Origin of the sequence: Sulfurimonas lithotrophica (genome assembly GCF_009258225.1) — a bacterium.
Taxonomy (GTDB): Bacteria; Campylobacterota; Campylobacteria; order Campylobacterales; family Sulfurimonadaceae; genus Sulfurimonas; species Sulfurimonas lithotrophica.
In genome coordinates this window covers 2,109,492-2,125,085 of record NZ_CP043617.1, presented here as the reverse complement: position 1 = coordinate 2,125,085, position 15,594 = coordinate 2,109,492, and the positions used below count along the sequence as shown (strand labels likewise).

The 15,594-nt window shown below is 33.8% G+C and carries 12 protein-coding genes; 1 reads left to right on the top strand and 11 read right to left on the bottom strand.

Going from position 1 to position 15,594, the window contains the following annotated elements; all coding sequences use genetic code 11:
* From FJR48_RS10615 to FJR48_RS10605, 3 genes are all read right to left on the bottom strand, one after another.
* Window positions 1-1,194: a molybdopterin-dependent oxidoreductase gene (locus FJR48_RS10615; protein ID WP_152308102.1), complete on the bottom strand. Its 1,194-nt coding sequence runs from the start codon at window positions 1,192-1,194 to the stop codon at window positions 1-3.
* Window positions 1,195-1,268: 74 nt separating this feature from the next.
* On the bottom strand, window positions 1,269-2,978 hold the full coding sequence (gene olsF / locus FJR48_RS10610) for a bifunctional ornithine lipid synthase OlsF (RefSeq protein WP_152308101.1): 1,710 nt from the start codon (window positions 2,976-2,978) through the stop codon (window positions 1,269-1,271).
* Between the two features lie 84 nt (window positions 2,979-3,062).
* Complete coding sequence (locus FJR48_RS10605) at window positions 3,063-4,886, bottom strand: GGDEF domain-containing protein (protein WP_152308100.1); 1,824 nt, start codon at window positions 4,884-4,886, stop codon at window positions 3,063-3,065.
* A 217-nt stretch (window positions 4,887-5,103) separates the two neighbouring features.
* Here FJR48_RS10605 and gdhA point away from each other — a divergent pair, with 217 nt between their 5' ends.
* On the top strand, window positions 5,104-6,456 hold the full coding sequence (gene gdhA, locus FJR48_RS10600) for an NADP-specific glutamate dehydrogenase (protein ID WP_152308099.1): 1,353 nt from the start codon (window positions 5,104-5,106) through the stop codon (window positions 6,454-6,456).
* A 40-nt stretch (window positions 6,457-6,496) separates the two neighbouring features.
* Here the strand turns inward: gdhA and FJR48_RS10595 are convergent, their stop codons facing one another.
* The 8 genes from FJR48_RS10595 to FJR48_RS10560 are packed head-to-tail and all read right to left on the bottom strand — an operon-like array spanning window position 6,497 to window position 15,445.
* On the bottom strand, window positions 6,497-7,177 hold the full coding sequence (locus tag FJR48_RS10595; protein WP_152308098.1) for a response regulator transcription factor: 681 nt from the start codon (window positions 7,175-7,177) through the stop codon (window positions 6,497-6,499).
* A gap of 60 nt (window positions 7,178-7,237) precedes the next feature.
* Window positions 7,238-10,441 (bottom strand): TonB-dependent receptor domain-containing protein, encoded by a 3,204-nt coding sequence (locus FJR48_RS10590; protein WP_152308097.1) that lies wholly within the window; start codon window positions 10,439-10,441, stop codon window positions 7,238-7,240.
* Window positions 10,442-11,701, bottom strand: a complete 1,260-nt coding sequence (locus FJR48_RS10585; protein WP_152308096.1) for a tetratricopeptide repeat protein — start codon at window positions 11,699-11,701, stop codon at window positions 10,442-10,444.
* A gap of 11 nt (window positions 11,702-11,712) precedes the next feature.
* Complete coding sequence (locus FJR48_RS10580; RefSeq protein ID WP_152308095.1) at window positions 11,713-12,351, bottom strand: energy transducer TonB; 639 nt, start codon at window positions 12,349-12,351, stop codon at window positions 11,713-11,715.
* Window positions 12,352-12,358: 7 nt separating this feature from the next.
* The gene (locus tag FJR48_RS10575) at window positions 12,359-12,763 is read right to left on the bottom strand and encodes an ExbD/TolR family protein (protein ID WP_152308094.1); all 405 of its coding nucleotides are present in this window, start codon (window positions 12,761-12,763) and stop codon (window positions 12,359-12,361) included.
* Window positions 12,760-13,374 carry a MotA/TolQ/ExbB proton channel family protein gene (locus FJR48_RS10570; RefSeq protein ID WP_152308093.1) on the bottom strand — a complete coding sequence of 205 codons (615 nt, stop codon included), beginning with the start codon at window positions 13,372-13,374 and terminating at the stop codon, window positions 12,760-12,762. The genes FJR48_RS10575 and FJR48_RS10570 overlap by 4 nt, the downstream gene beginning before the upstream one ends.
* Complete coding sequence (locus FJR48_RS10565; RefSeq protein WP_152308092.1) at window positions 13,374-14,675, bottom strand: MotA/TolQ/ExbB proton channel family protein; 1,302 nt, start codon at window positions 14,673-14,675, stop codon at window positions 13,374-13,376. The genes FJR48_RS10570 and FJR48_RS10565 overlap by 1 nt, the downstream gene beginning before the upstream one ends.
* Window positions 14,675-15,445 carry a DUF3450 family protein gene (locus tag FJR48_RS10560; protein ID WP_152308091.1) on the bottom strand — a complete coding sequence of 257 codons (771 nt, stop codon included), beginning with the start codon at window positions 15,443-15,445 and terminating at the stop codon, window positions 14,675-14,677. The genes FJR48_RS10565 and FJR48_RS10560 overlap by 1 nt, the downstream gene beginning before the upstream one ends.
* Window positions 15,446-15,594 lie beyond the last annotated feature (149 nt).

Here is a 15,594-nt window from a genome sequence, read left to right as displayed (position 1 = left end):
CTATATCACTTCTATCGTAACTTCGTCGATACCGTTGTATTTGTATCCGCCGTGGTTCCAAAGTACGTTTTTAGCCAATGGCTGCTCGTTGCCTAAGTTATCGATTGTTTTAGCCATTATTTTTACTTTGCCGTATTTAGTCGGCTTGTAAGCAAATCTAAACGCTTGAAATGCGTAACGTCCTGCTTTTTTGATTAGCGCATCTTCCCAAGTTTTACCCTCATCGGTTGAGATTTTAACAGCTTTAATACCGTGACCGTCATCCCATGCAACACCGCGTATAACTAGGTGTGAGTTATGATAAACTTTGTCACCGTTCTCAGGGTAACCTATAACCGATTTTACGTTCATAGTCGTAATAGGTTTAGTTGGCTTAAATCTGTTCTCAGGAGTTTCACTCTCAGTTTCATTATCAGGTACACGGTAAGCTACATCCATAAAAAACAGAGATCTATACTTATCTGTAACTGTGATATTACTAATCATTTTTACCCAGCTGTCTGAGTAATAACCCGGAATTACTAAACGTAAAGGATATCCGTTTAGGTAAGGCAGGTCTTCACCGTTCATCTCATATGCTAAAATAACGTGATCGTCCAATTCGTGAAGTTCCATTTCACGTACAAAGTTCGGTGTTTCATAGTAAGCTGCTTTATCTTCACCGTTAAAACCAATAAATTTTGCTTCTTTTTTAAGTCCTGCACGAGCTAGGATGTCTGAGAGTCTAACACCTTTCCATCTAGCACAGCCCATAGCACCGCTTCCCCATTGAATACCGCCGGCGATCGGATTAAAAGCACTTCTTGAGTTCCCGCCGCATTGTAGTACTGCATCTACTTCAACTTGTTCAAAATTAGTTTTTAAATCGTTTAGAGATATATGTAACTCTTTATCTACTAAACCGTTGATATGGATAGTATATTTATCAGGATCGATATATGTCGGAATCTCCGGAAGATGCCATCTTACAAAAAACTCGTCATTTGGAGTTAAAGCCTGAGTAAAAGTACTTCTTGGCGATTCTAAAAGAGGTGGTCTGTCAGAATAAGTTATAAGAGGTTTCTTCTCAGGAAAAGCCATTTTTGAAACTTTTCTGGAATCTATAGGTTGATGTGTAACACCTGCACTTAAAGAGCTTCCCATAAGTGCAGCCGATGCTACAAGAGATGATTTAAAAAAATCTCTTCTTTTCATAAGCAATCCTTGGTAAAAAATTGCTCGAATATTATCAGATTATTATTAAATGACATTAAAGTGACAATATTACATCACTTTATATATCTTTGTCTTTGGGAATCTTTTATTTTTGAAATATCTACAATAATAAAACTATCAACACAAGACGCAAAATCTTCATCAATATTATAAGCACAAAATTTTATACCGCCATCTTCACAAAGTTCGGCATATTGTTTGTATAAAACAGGTATTGAACTGTCAAAGTTTTTAAGAAACTTTTTGATGGCTTTAAAATCTTGTTTATAGTCGTTTTTGACAAGTTCGTTGTTTAAAACTCTTAATAAAGTTTTATCGGTTTTAAAGTTATACGGAGATTTTGCTTTAACAAGATTCGTATCATCTCCAAAGTAATTATCAAAAAAGTTAAAAATAATATCTTTACTCATTGGCGAGTAAGATGCACTCAAACTCACGGGTCCGAACATATATTTTATTTGAGGGTTTTTATGCAGATAGGCACCTATCCCGTACCATAGATAATCAAGTGCACGCGTGCCCCAATATTTTGGTTGTACAAAACTTCTCCCTAACTCTATAGCATCAGGAAGCATCTCTAAAAACTCCCCTGAGAATTCAAATAAAGTAGAATTGTAAAGTCCGTCGATACCAAAACTTTGAATAATCTCTTTACACTCTCCGATGCGGTATGACCCTACAATCTCCAAGTCGTTGTCATCCCATAAAACTATGTGTTTGTAGTACTTATCATACTTGTCTAAATCACGTCTCTCGTTTGCCCCTTCACCCACTTTTCTAAAAGCCACCTCACGAAGTCTGCCTATCTCTTTTAAAATGATAGACTCTTCCGTATTTGAGTAAAGATATATACTTTTACCGTCTTTTGTACTACCCAAAAGTTCGGCATTTTTTAACTCTTTTTTTATCTGTTTCGTATCTTCGGGATGCGCTATGGCTTTTTGCGTTTTAAAGAGTGAACGACCTTTTTTTAGTTGATATATATGTTGTCTGTAAAGTTCAATCACACCCGCAGTTTGCAGCGAAGGCGGATGAATATTTGTACTTGGAATAAGCTCGCCTATATTTATTTTTATACTTTTGTTACGTTGTTTAAACATCTCGTGTGAAAGCAGAAGTGTGGATATTTTTTTATTTAACGTGCTTACCGAGTAAAATGTTTTAGAGTTTTTAGCACCCACATATATAGGTAAAATAGGGCTGTTTGTACGCGTAGCTATTTTTAAAAAACCTTTTTGCCATCTACCGTCGCGTACACCTACAGGCGTCATGCGGCTGACCTCTCCCGCAGGAAATATAATAAGTGCACCCTCATCTTCTAAATGAGAATACATTTTGTGAATAGACTCTTTTGTTTGAGTATTTTTGAAGTTATTTATAGTAATCAAAAGAGACTCTATCGATTTAAATTCAGCCAAAAAATCATTAGCTACTATTTTTACATCAGGTCTAACTCTACCTATGAGTTTTAAAAGTACAAATGCATCGAGTGAGCCTAGCGGATGGTTTGCTATAATAACTACTCTACCGCTTGTAGGGATGTTCTCTAGTTCATTATCAGATATTAAAAAATCAAAATTAAAATATTCCAATACCGCATCTATGAACTCAAACCCTTTTAAATGCTCATGTTCTTCTAAAAAATCGTTTATTGTTTTTTCATGAATAACGGTTTTTGCAAACTTTGATAGAGATGCATTTATAAGTTTGTTATTTTTAAGATTCGGATATTTGGAGTGTATCTCTTTTTGAATATCTATCATATTAAAATCTCCTGCTAGTTTAATATTTTAAAATCTTATAGGAGAAATATTACGAAAGTGTTTCCAAACGGTTACAAAACGGAACTATAAAAGTGTAGATATCGAAAAATGTTTCGGTGAATGTTTTGCTACTTTTTTTTGTGCACTAAATACATTGTCAAGAAGGTTTTTATCTCTTTGTTTTGATTTTTTATGAACCTCTACTATAGCGGCACTTACACTTAAAAGATCAAATTTTTTTGCTTCACCGTCTCTGTCTTTTGAGACGATGTAACCGTTTAGTTTATCATCGGGCGTATAAAATTCTTTTACATCGTTTATAAATTTATGAATAATATGCTCAATGGACAATATCTTAGCGCAACTACTTTCCTCGGAACAATTTTCTATATCTAAACTACAGTTTGATTCAAAAGAGTAAGAATAAGTAGTTTCGTTTGAACATTTAACTCCTACAAAAAAATCATCACCGCCAATATGAGCTTTAAAAAAACTGCTGTTAAGGTTTTTACGTAAAATATCGGAAAACAGTTGAATAACCCTGTCCCCGTTTCTAAACCCGTAAACATCGTTAAATGCTTTAAAGTTATCCAAATCAAAATAGCACATTATATATGTCTCTTTAGAGTGAATAGCTTCATCGATATACTTCTCTATTAAAGAATTACCCGGAAGTTTAGTCAAAGGGTTTTGCTCCCTTGCATGCAGTATATTTTGTGCGTTCATAATATTGATGATAGATCTTGCAGATAAAAAACCGTAATACTTGGAATTTTTGGTAATAATTATCCCTTTTGATTCCGTATCGTTTGAAAATAGCTCTATTATAGTTGAGGTGTCGGAGTTTATATCGGTACTTCCGCATGGTTTGATTAAATTTTTTAGTTTTGATTTTTTTGAGCCGTTATTAAGTAAAAGTGAACGTCCATAGGGTGAATATAACAAATCTTTTACTTCCTCTTCGAGAAGTATCCCTACGGGTTCTTTATTTGAGTTGATTACAGGGACTATAGTTACTTTTTGATGTTTTTTAAAATAATCAAATACATCGCTCATATTTGTATTTATTTTGAGTGAATCTATCTTGTCGAGATTTGATTTTATATTTTCTTTTACATTGTTTGAACGGGAGTTTCTTTTTACAAGTTTTGCAATATGTGGATAAGTCTCTAAAATTTCGGAAGTTTCTTTTGTGGGGTGTTGTACAAAATATCCTTGAACAAGATGGCATCCGATGTCCCTACAGGTTAAAAGCTCTTCTTTTGTTTCAACGCCTTCTGCGATAAGTTTTATTCCAAGCTGAACGGCAAGGTGGATTATATTTCTTACCATCAGTTTTTTCTTGGCATCTTTTTCGATATTTGTGAGAAAAAATCTGTCTATTTTAATAACATCCGGTTCTACATCGTAGAGTAGTTTATATCCGGAATAGCCTATACCGAAGTCATCTATAGCGATTGAAAAACTTTCATCTTTATAGTGATGAAGTGTTTTGTCGATTGTGCTCTCACCCTTTAGTTCATGCCTTTCAGATATTTCAAAACATATGTTTTCTTTTAAAATATTGTAATTCTTAATGATTTGGGCGGTATTTCCAGATTCAAAATTTGGCATCTCAAAAAGACGGTTATCAAGGTTATAAAAGAGTTTTATTGCATTGTAGTTTTTTATTTTCGTAAATTTTTTTATAGCTTTTTCCCTAAGGGCTATGTCAAAACTGTAAAGTATATTTTCTAAATATATATCGTCAAAAAGGTCAAATATAGTTTTATATCCTATATCTTGATAGTTTCTAAGTAAGGCTTCTACACCGAAAATATCACCTGTATGTATATTTAATATCGGTTGAAATGCTATATCTAAAACTTCTAAGTTTTCAACCCATCTTTTTGGCAGTTCATTTTTCATGCTGAGATAGTATGATTTATTTATTACGTAAATGTTGCAAAAAGGTTACGAAAAGGAATTAACAATATCTTAGGCTCTATCAAAAAAAAATGGCTTTGTCAATAAAAAAATGATTAAATATTAATCAGTTTTCACTTTTTTAGTAGATATTATAGATAATTTAATTTTATTTATAGTAGTATCCTTGCTTATAAAAATTTAAAATTAAGGAATGTATATGCCATATGTAAAGGATGTATTTGAATATTTAAGAAGATCTAGTCCGTCTCAAACGGAATTTTATCAAGCAGCAGAAGAGGTTTTAGAATCACTTAGACCTCTAATGACAAAATATCCAAAATACAGAGAACATAAAATAATAGAGAGAGTAGTTGAACCGGAGAGACAAATTTTATTTAGAATCAACTGGGTAGATGATAAAGGCGAAATTCAAGTAAATAAAGGATTTAGAATAGAGTTTAATTCTGCATTGGGACCTTATAAAGGTGGTCTTAGGTTTCATCCAAGTGTAAATGCAGGCGTTATTAAGTTTCTAGGATTTGAGCAGATATTTAAAAATGCTTTGACTGGTCTTCAAATCGGCGGCGGTAAAGGTGGTAGCGACTTTGATCCTAAAGGAAAATCAGATAATGAAATTATGAGATTTTGTCAAGCATTTATGAGTGAACTTTACAGGCATATAGGTCCAAACACGGATGTACCTGCGGGAGATATAGGAGTAGGCGGAAGAGAAATTGGATATATGTTTGGTATGTATAAAAAACTTGCTAACAGATATGAAGGTGTTCTTACGGGTAAATCGCTTAAATGGGGCGGTTCTTTAGTTAGAACAGAAGCTACAGGTTATGGTGCCGTATATTTTGCTAAGTATATGTTAGAAGATAGAGGTGAAACACTTGAAGGTAAAAAATGTGTAGTTTCAGGAAGCGGAAATGTTGCTATATACACTATTGAAAAGCTTTATCATTTAGGAGCTCTCCCTGTTACTTGTAGTGATTCAAGAGGTATGATTATTGATGATGAGGGAATAGATTTAGAGTTATTAAAAGAGTTAAAAGAGGTTAAAAGAGAAAGACTGACAGAGTATGTAAAACATAGACCAAACGCTAAATATATTCCTGTAGAAGATTATGAAAGCGGAACTAACGGCGTATATGCCGTAGAATGTTATGCAGCTTTCCCAAGTGCTACTCAAAATGAATTAAATCTAAAAGATGCACAAAACCTTTTAAACAACGGTTGTGTTTGTGTAAGCGAGGGGGCGAATATGCCTTCAACTCCTGAAGCAGTCGATCTTTTTGTAGAGAAGAAGATATGTTACGGACCTGGTAAAGCCGCAAATGCAGGAGGTGTTGCTACAAGCCAGTTAGAAATGGCTCAAAATGCTTCTATGGTAAACTGGACATTTGAAGAAGTTGATGCAAAACTTGCACAAATTATGAAAGATATTTTTGATACTGCAAGCCAAACTGCTGCAGAGTTCGGTGAACCTACAAATCTTGTTCTAGGTGCAAATATTGCAGGCTTTAAAAAAGTTGCAGATGCTATGATAGAACAAGGTTTGGTTTAATTATCACTTGTTTGCTTTCTCCGCAATATGCGGAGTTGCATCAGTTTAAAAGATATCCGACTCCACGTATAGTTTTTATATAGTCTTTATTTTTAAAAGGGTCTATTTTTTCTTTTAAACGTTTTATCGCTACGTTTACGGTTTTTTGATGTATATTATCGGAATCTTTCCAAATTTGTTTGAGTAAAAACTCTCTATCTAGTACCTTACCCTTGTTTACAATTAGTATATGAAGAAGAGAAGTCTCCAACTTTGTCAAATCAACTTCATAATTGTCAATAAAGGCTTTGTGCAAATTCAAATCAAGTTTTATATCTTTGTATTCTAAATCTTTTTGAGTCTCTTTGGAGTTTATGTTGTAGCGATTTAAAACGGCTTTTATGCGAAGTTGAAGCTCCTCAATATCAAAAGGTTTTGTAATATAGTCGTCACCGCCCTTTAACAAACCGTCATTTATATCCTCTTGTGTATCTTTGGCACTTAAAAATATAACGGGTGTGTTTATATTTTTACTCCTTAGCATCTCTACATAGGTTGAACCTTCTATATCGGGTAGGTTTCTATCCATAATAATCAAATCAATCTCTTCTTCTTGCAATACACGTCTTACATGTTTGGTATTTAAAAAACCAAGTACGTCATAACCTGCATTACTAAGATTATATTCTAAAAGCTCTAAAATATCGTTGTCGTCATCAACAATTAAAATATGTTCCTGCACCTAGTATTCCTTATTAATTATCATATTTTATAGCTTCATTATTTCAGTAAGGTTACAGACCTAGTATCTATATGAAGCGGATACACTGAATGTTCTGCCTTTTTTAAATCTGTTGGTTACATTATCTTTTGAGCCTTGAAACCACACTGTCTCTTTGTCCAAAATATTTCCGAATTTTACTTTTAGACCCATACCGAAATCTAGCTTTTCAATCCATACAAAATCAACTACGGCTGCCGGGTCTTCCATATAGTCTGGATACATACTCGGTAATTCTCCCTCACCTCCGTCATAATCAATCATACCTACTTTTCTTATTCTCTCACCCATTTTATTGTAAGAAAGCGTAGCGGAGCGATCTTTACGCTCATACGATAAAGAGATGTTGATTACGATTTTTGATAAACCTTGAAGCTCCCTATGGTTGTTTGTATAAGTAGATTCTTGCTCTTTTCTAAGCGTAACGTCTGATTTTGTATATGAGAGATTTCCTGAAATAAAATAGTTTATCAGTTTATGATATATAAAGCTAAGTTTTTTTCTTCCGTCAAACTCTATACCGTATAAAACAGCATTGTCTGCATTGTCAAAAGAGTAAATAGGCAGTGAAGAAGACGGTTTCATAACATCTTCTATAGGTTTGTCGAGGTCTTTATAAAATAATCCTGTTTTTATATTTTCCGTATCGGAAAAATAGTGAGAGTATTTTAAGTCAAAATTTTCAATATCGGTATTAACAAGATTAGGATTACCCATAATATCTGCTACGTCATACGGGTGCGTATATATCCCATCGGATGCCTCGCGTAAGTCCGGCATAATATATGTCTTGGTATATGCAAAGTCAAGATGATTGTTTTTATTAAACTTGTACTTAAGCGATGCACTCGGATAAAAGTCGTTAATGCTTAATACGGTCGGAACTTTTTGCACAAGACGTCTAAGAGAAAAGTCCGGATTATCTCTGTCCTCTACATATTGGTATATTGTTTGAGTTAAATCTACCTGTCTGCCGCCAAATAAAAACTCTATAGACTTTGTCGGTTTTAATAGTGTCGATAGATAAAAGTTGGTCTCATCTACCTCTGCATCAAAGTAATCTTTTGGTTGAGATAAAGTTCCTATAATTAAAGCTCTATCATCATAGTCTATATCTGTACGAACTTCTTCATTATATACGGTTTCAATATCTGCTGTCATATCTGTATCGGGCGTTAATCCTGCACCGGACCTATAGGCTAGGAAGTATTTGTTTTGTTTTGAAGTTCTTTCTTTAAAGCTACTTGAGAAACCTATGTCTATATAATCATCTTCGCTAAAAAATTCAATGTTGAATTTATTTTTTAAATAAAATGCACTAAGTTCATCATCAGACTCCAGATTAGTCCCTACGTGATTAGAAATTTGTTTTGTTAAGAACGGATTCTCAGTACTTCCGTCATCCAAATACGAATATACAAAATTATTTGGCTGATACAACTCTGCTATGGCATTTTCAAAGCCAAATCTAAAGTTGTTTTCTATATCAAATATTGCATAATCAAAGTTTCCGCTAATTTGGTCGGTATTTAAAGTACGCTCCTCCCAGTCTAAATAATATTTCGTATAATAATCATTTTGGTTTGAACCGAGTTTTCCATCGGTAATTCTTGTACTTTTAGTACCTGTATGCGTATATAGTTTAGTATATTTAATTCTAAATACATCCATAAAGTTATACCCGATATTAAATATACCCGCATGTGAATAATCAGAGTATGATTTCTTGGTCGTACCGTATTGGTTTGGCATTTTATAGAGTGAATTCGTAGTTTTATCCATCTCATATTTATACCAATTTTCTAGTCTGTATTGATTTTCTTGAACATATCCGTAGTTACCGAAGATAGTTATTTTATTTTTATCGTTAATATCATAATTTACGGCACCCTCAACTGAAATACTTCCTCCAAAAGGCAAAGCTTCATTTGTTACGTTAAAATTTCTTCCGTTTACGTAACTTTGGGTAAAAGCGGATATTTCTTCTTTTGTAAAATAAGCTGTCGTAAAAGATTTTTGTCTCTCTCCAACGACTATAGTAGAGTTTTCTAAAATACCGCCGCCTATCTCTCTATATCCGTCGTCAAAACCATATATATCGGTATCGCTACCCTCATATGTCGGTGCATCTTTTCCTGTATTTGAGTTTGCCTTTATACCAAAAGATATTTTCATATAATCATCTTTTGACTTATCTTTTGTACGTATATCTACATATCCACCGCCAAAACTCGCAGGAATATCGGGTGTAGAACTTTTTTGAACTTTCATAGAACTTATTACACCTGCGGGGAATATATCAAGAGGTACTACTCTTTTTGTAGGGTCAGGTGATGGAAGAGGCATAGAGTTCATCTCTATGTTTGAGTATCTGTCACCAAGACCGCGAACATATATGTTTTTACCGCCTATCAATGTTACTCCCGTTACACGCTTTAGTGCAGATGCAGCAGATGAATCACCCTTTTTACTTATCTGCTCAGAGCCTAAGATATTCACTATGGCATTTACTTGTTTCTCCTCAGCCATAACCATAGCTATGCTACCTGTAACTTTTGGAGCGAGTATCACAAACTCTTCAAGTTCCATAGAAGCAGGAGAGAGAGATACGGTTTTGTTTAGCTTTGCATCTTTGTCTAAAACTATATCTTTTAATGTTTTGGATGTATGTTCAGAGTGTATGAATGATATATTTAGTTTGATTCCCGAAGGTACTTCAAATTCAAATTTACCCTCTGCATCACTTCTTGCATCTACATCTGTTCCCATTACGAATATTCTTGCGTTTGATATAGCTTTTTTTGTATCGGAAGATATTAGCACTCCGCTAAAAATAGCTAAACCTGTTGATTTGTTAATTGAGATATCGGTATCAAAAGGTGTATCGATATCTATCTCATCATTTTCATCTTCAGTAAATTCTGCCGTGATTTGTGTATCTTTATCTCTTTTTATCTCAACACTTCTTTTAAAATAACCGAGATTTTTATCCCCTTCTTTACCGAATATTTCTACTTTATGTTTACCTACACTTAAAAATATATGTAAAGAACCGTCTGCATCGGTAACGTAATTATCTTTAGCATCCAGTATTACCTGAGTGTTTTGAAGAGGTTTCCCGTCTTTAAAGATAGATATGCTTAAGCTACCTGCATTTTCACTTGCATTTAAAACAGTCGTTAAAAATATAAAACTGATTAAAAATATTTTAGTTATTTTTTGCATCTATATACACTCCATACTATTATTGCGGCATTTTTCAATATTAGCTCTTATAATTGTTGATTTTTTAAAAAGATCTGTATCTTGTATCTTTTTAAGATTTTTTTCTGCACTGTTGTAGTCTTTTGACATATAGTATGAATATGCAAGTGCATATCTTATATTGTCATCTTTTAATAGGTTGTATCTGTTAAGTGCATCTTTTAAACCTATAACTTTTGCAAACTCACCTCTGTCTATATGAAGTGCCAATTTTTGTTTTAGTTTTTCAACTTTGTCCGGTATTTGTGAGTTTAAAAATATAGCGTGTGGATAGTCTTTAATCCGTCTGTGCATCTCGACTGCATCTTTTAGGTAACTTGTATCATTATATGCAGCGTGCTTAAACATATATGCAGTGGTGCGAGGCATATCTTTTTTAAGATATACGTGACCTAAAAGTATTTTGCTTTTTGCGCTACTAGGGAATTTAGCTTTTGCAATCTCTAAAATTTTTATAGCTTCATCTACCTGTTTTGCTTCAAATAAAAGTTGAGCCAGGATTATATATTCGTTTGCATCTGCATTAGTCTTGTCCATATAAAGTTTTGCATTTTTAATTGCAGCCTGATAAAGACCCAAATCTGCAAAATAATAAAACTTTTGTTTTAACAAGTTTGTATTTTTAGGAAAAAGATTCGAGCCAATATTGAGTGCATCTATAGCATTTGAATATTGCTTTATTTTCCAGTAACACTCTGCACGAAGTGCAAAAAGAGATGCACGTTCACGCCCTTTGTCTCCTGCTAAATCAAGAGACTTTGCAGTTTTTTCGTACTCTTTTATTTTAAAATAGCTTTGTGATAGATACATATAAAGTTTTTCAAGTTTCTCTTTTTTAACTTTTGCGGCATCAAATTCAGGTGCGGTATCTTTTTTCTCGCTTGAACCGATAGAGAAAAGATACTTCTCTTTATGTACGATTTTTGGAGCTTTAAAAACTTTTGTTTTTGTTGCATCTATAGCTTTAGTGTAGTTACTTACGGCATTTTTATAATCATCCGTCTTAGATGCAAGCACACCCAAAATAGTATAGTACTTTGCTGCATCGAAGTTATCTGCTTTTTTATCTACAAGCAAGAGTTCATCTTTAGCTTTATCGTATTTTCCGTCATATATTAAAAGTGAAGCTATTGCCAAGTGATCTACTAAAGTATCTTTCTCTTTTGCTACAAGAGATGCACTTAGTGAAATTAATAATAATATTTGTAAAAACTTTTTCATCTCTTTTTTCCTTAGTTAAATGATACTTTTTGTTTCGCCCATACTTTTACACTTTTGCCTTTGTAACGTGCAGGTGTAAATCTCCAGCCTCTAACGCCATTTAAAACAGTATTGTCAAACACGCCCTCTGGTTGTGACTCTATGATTTTTGCAAGTTCAACCGAGCCGTCTTTAGAAATTAGCAGGTTAACGATTACAAAACCTTTTATCCCGTCTTTCGCTGCAGATTCAGGATACTCCATGGCTGAGCGTGACGTTACTTTAGGTTTAGAATCAACACTACTTTCACTCATAACGGTATCTTCAACGATTGATTCAAGCAAATCCGTTGAATCTCCGGTAATCCCTTGGCTTGCAAACTCCGGTATATTCATACTAACTCCGCCGAGTATATTTGAGAGATTTGGGGGCGGTGCTTTTGGTGTTTGTTTTTTAGGTTTAGGTTTAGGCTCAGGTTTTGGTTTTTGAGTAACTTGTTTTTTTTGTTTTTTTACTTGGACAATTCTGCTTTTTGCTTTTTCTTTATCCTCTTTTTCATCTACGTTTTTATTAAATGAGATAACAAGTATTACCATAAGCAAACCACCGAGTATCATGCTTACAAATGCATAAAAAGGTCTTAGCTTGGTGTTGTATATCTTTTTTGACATTATTGTTTTATCCTATCTCTTTTGTAGTTGAGACGGCTACATCTATTGCACCGCTTTGTTTACACTCATCAATTACGTCAATAAGAGAATCAACAGGAATTTCAGTATCTGTTATAACAAGTACCGCTTTGTCTATAGAGCTTCTAAGCATATCTCTAAGTTTGCTTTGAAGTGCCCAGATTTTTACCGACTGGTTATCTATATATATCTCACGGTTATTGTCAATATATACGCGAATAACTTTCTCGTTTGAGAGTGATGCAGATGCAGCCGAAGGACGGTTGATATCGAGTTTCATATCTTTAACAAATGTTGTAGTAACCATAAAAAATATTAGAAGAATAAAAACCATATCTATAAGTGGAGATACATCTACATTATCTACATTCTGCTCTTTTGGTCTAAATCTCATTTATTATCCTTTGTACATATTATGTCCGTGATTTGCTCAAATTCAAGAGCAAATCTGTTTTGTTTTTTGTCTAATATACGACCTATAATAAGCCCCGGTACTGCTACGACAAGACCAAGCTCAGTCGTAAAAAGCGCTTTTGATATACCGCCTGATATACTCGCACCTTGAGAGAACATAGAACTGCTTTGGAGTGCATCAAAAGTCTCAATCATCCCCATTACAGTTCCTAAAAGCCCGATAAGCGGAGCTAAAACAACTATCGTTTTTACTAAAGTCGAATAGCGTTTTATAACTATGTTGTATTTAAAGAGTGCATCTGTTATATAGTTTCTGCAAACTTTATTTATTGCTTTTGCCTCGTTTGCGGCTTGAAGTGCATCTGAAACGGCATAATCTAAAAGTCCTTTAAACTCTTTGCTCGCTCCACGTTGTTCATGCTTTTCAACCAGTCTTCTAACATTTCCCATAGTCCCGCGTTGAAGGGTTAAGTATCTGTATCCAAGCCCATACCATAGTAAGAGGTTTAGTACAAATAAAACCCACATAACCAAGCCGCCTTTATTCATAAAAAGGGCAAATAGTTCTATATTTTGGGCTATATCAAACATTACACGCCCAGTTTCTCATATAAGTTAACTACACGAAGAGCACTTTGCTCCATAGAGTCTTTAATGCTGTTTGCCCAACCGCTTAATAAATTACCAAGTAGTAATAATGGAATAGCTACTACAAGACCAAGCATAGTTGTAACAAGTGCTTCACTTATTCCGCCGCTTAAGAGTTTTGGATCACCCGTTCCGTGAACCGTAATGATGTCAAATGTAGATATCATTCCCGTTACTGTTCCAAGAAGACCAAGAAGCGGTGCTACGGCTGCTAAAACTAAGATAAAGTTACCGAATCTGTCAAGTGCAGAACTTTCATTTAGGATATTTTCCATTATGATATCTTCGATATGCTCGCGATCACGTTTAATGTTTCTAAGTGTTGCACGGATTACCCTTGCAGTAGAGCCTTTAAAATTTTTGATAGCTTCATATGCATCTTCGGCATTTGAAGTTTCAAGCTTGTTTGAAACTATGTCCGTAACTTTTTTAACGTTTGTTCCGGCACTGCTTAAAAATAAAACTCTCAAAAGAAGAAGAAGCACGCCAAAAGCACCAAGTGTTAGGATTATATACCCAATAACTCCACCGCCTTTTATAGTGTCTTTGAGAGTTTTTTCTTGTCTGTACTCTACGTCTTTATCTAAGTTTTCATAAACAAATATATCAATATTTGAAGGAGTTTGTTTGCTATAAAGTGCTTTTGCACTAAGTTCGGCAGGTTTATTCCATAGCTTGTACTCACCGTTACCTGCAGGTGCTAAAGCACCGTTTGCTTTTGTTGAAATACCGTAAGCTGCAATATTTCCGATTTTTACGATTTCACCTTGAGCAGTAGTACCGTCAAGCAGATAAAACTTTCCGTACTCCGTACGTACACTCGATAATGTGTTGTAAAGATTTGCAGAACCTTTAAAAGCTTTTTTAAGTTCATCAACTTTTGAGAGAGCATTTTCATCGACCTTTACACCATAATCTCCAAGCGATACTTTAGCTTGTATAAGTACACTGTTAATTATCTCTTTATTGCTTGTTTTATCGCGAAGACGCTCATTTGCCTTTTCAATTTCACGCTCTTTATTTTTTAGGGTTTTTGAGAGCTTAACATAGTCGTTTTGCTTGTTTTTAACCTCTTGTTTTGCTTTGTATAATTCATCTGCTTGTGATTTACGTTCTGATTTTAAACGTTTTTCAAGTTCTGTTTTTTGAGCTTTTAAGAATGTATATTCTTTTTTATATGCATCTGAGAGTTCATTTGCTACTAATGATGTTAGTGTAAATAGCGTTAATAGTAATAACTTCATTATTTATCTCCTTTAAGAACTAGTGCATTTGGTACTGAAAAATAACCTGTACGAATCTGTTTATTAAGAGCATCGAAAAGGTTATTTATCTGTTTTACGTCATCTTCGTTTGTTACGACTTTATAAGAGTAAGAATCACCGTCTTTTATTGCATAACCTACACTCTTCTCAGGTGCTTGAAAATAAAGCATCATAGAACCTAGTTTTGCTATTTTTGCAAGTATTTTTTTGTCGTTTATTTTTATATGTTGTTTAAAAAGACCGATCTCTTTGGTTAAGCGAATATTATCATCGTAACTTGCCCATAAAAGTGCAAGTGCACGCTCCTGAGTGATAGTGTTTTCATCTAAATCGTTTTGAATTTTTTTAATAGCACTTAGGCGTTGTTCTATCTTAAAAGGGATACCCGTTTTAATAGAATGTTCAAGTTTGTTGTAAACTTCGTTTATAAGTGGTTTTAATTCAAAACTTTGGGTTGAGGTATTGGCAATTTTTAGTTTTACTTTTTGTAATTCCAATTCAGCAAGCTTTATAGATGTAGATTTACGATTTATCTGTGCATCCGTATCTGCATTTTGAAGTGCCAATGATTTCATTTGAGCTTTGTAAGACTCTTTATTCTCATCTATTTGAGTATATAATGATTCAACATCACCGCGAAGTTTCATGATTGACTTTACCATATCTTCATCATTAGTAGCATATAAAGATGTAGATAAAAAGGTAGCTAGTGTTAAAGAGATTAAACCCTTTGTATGTTTTGTAAACATATTCGCTCCATAGTTATAATTTAGCGAATTTTATATTTGTTGGATTACAGTTATGATACTAATAAGTGACATTTTGATTACAATGTCACTTAATAATAGAGAGAAGTTATTCCCTAGCCAAAAGCTAGAGAACAGATATGGAAGAGGTA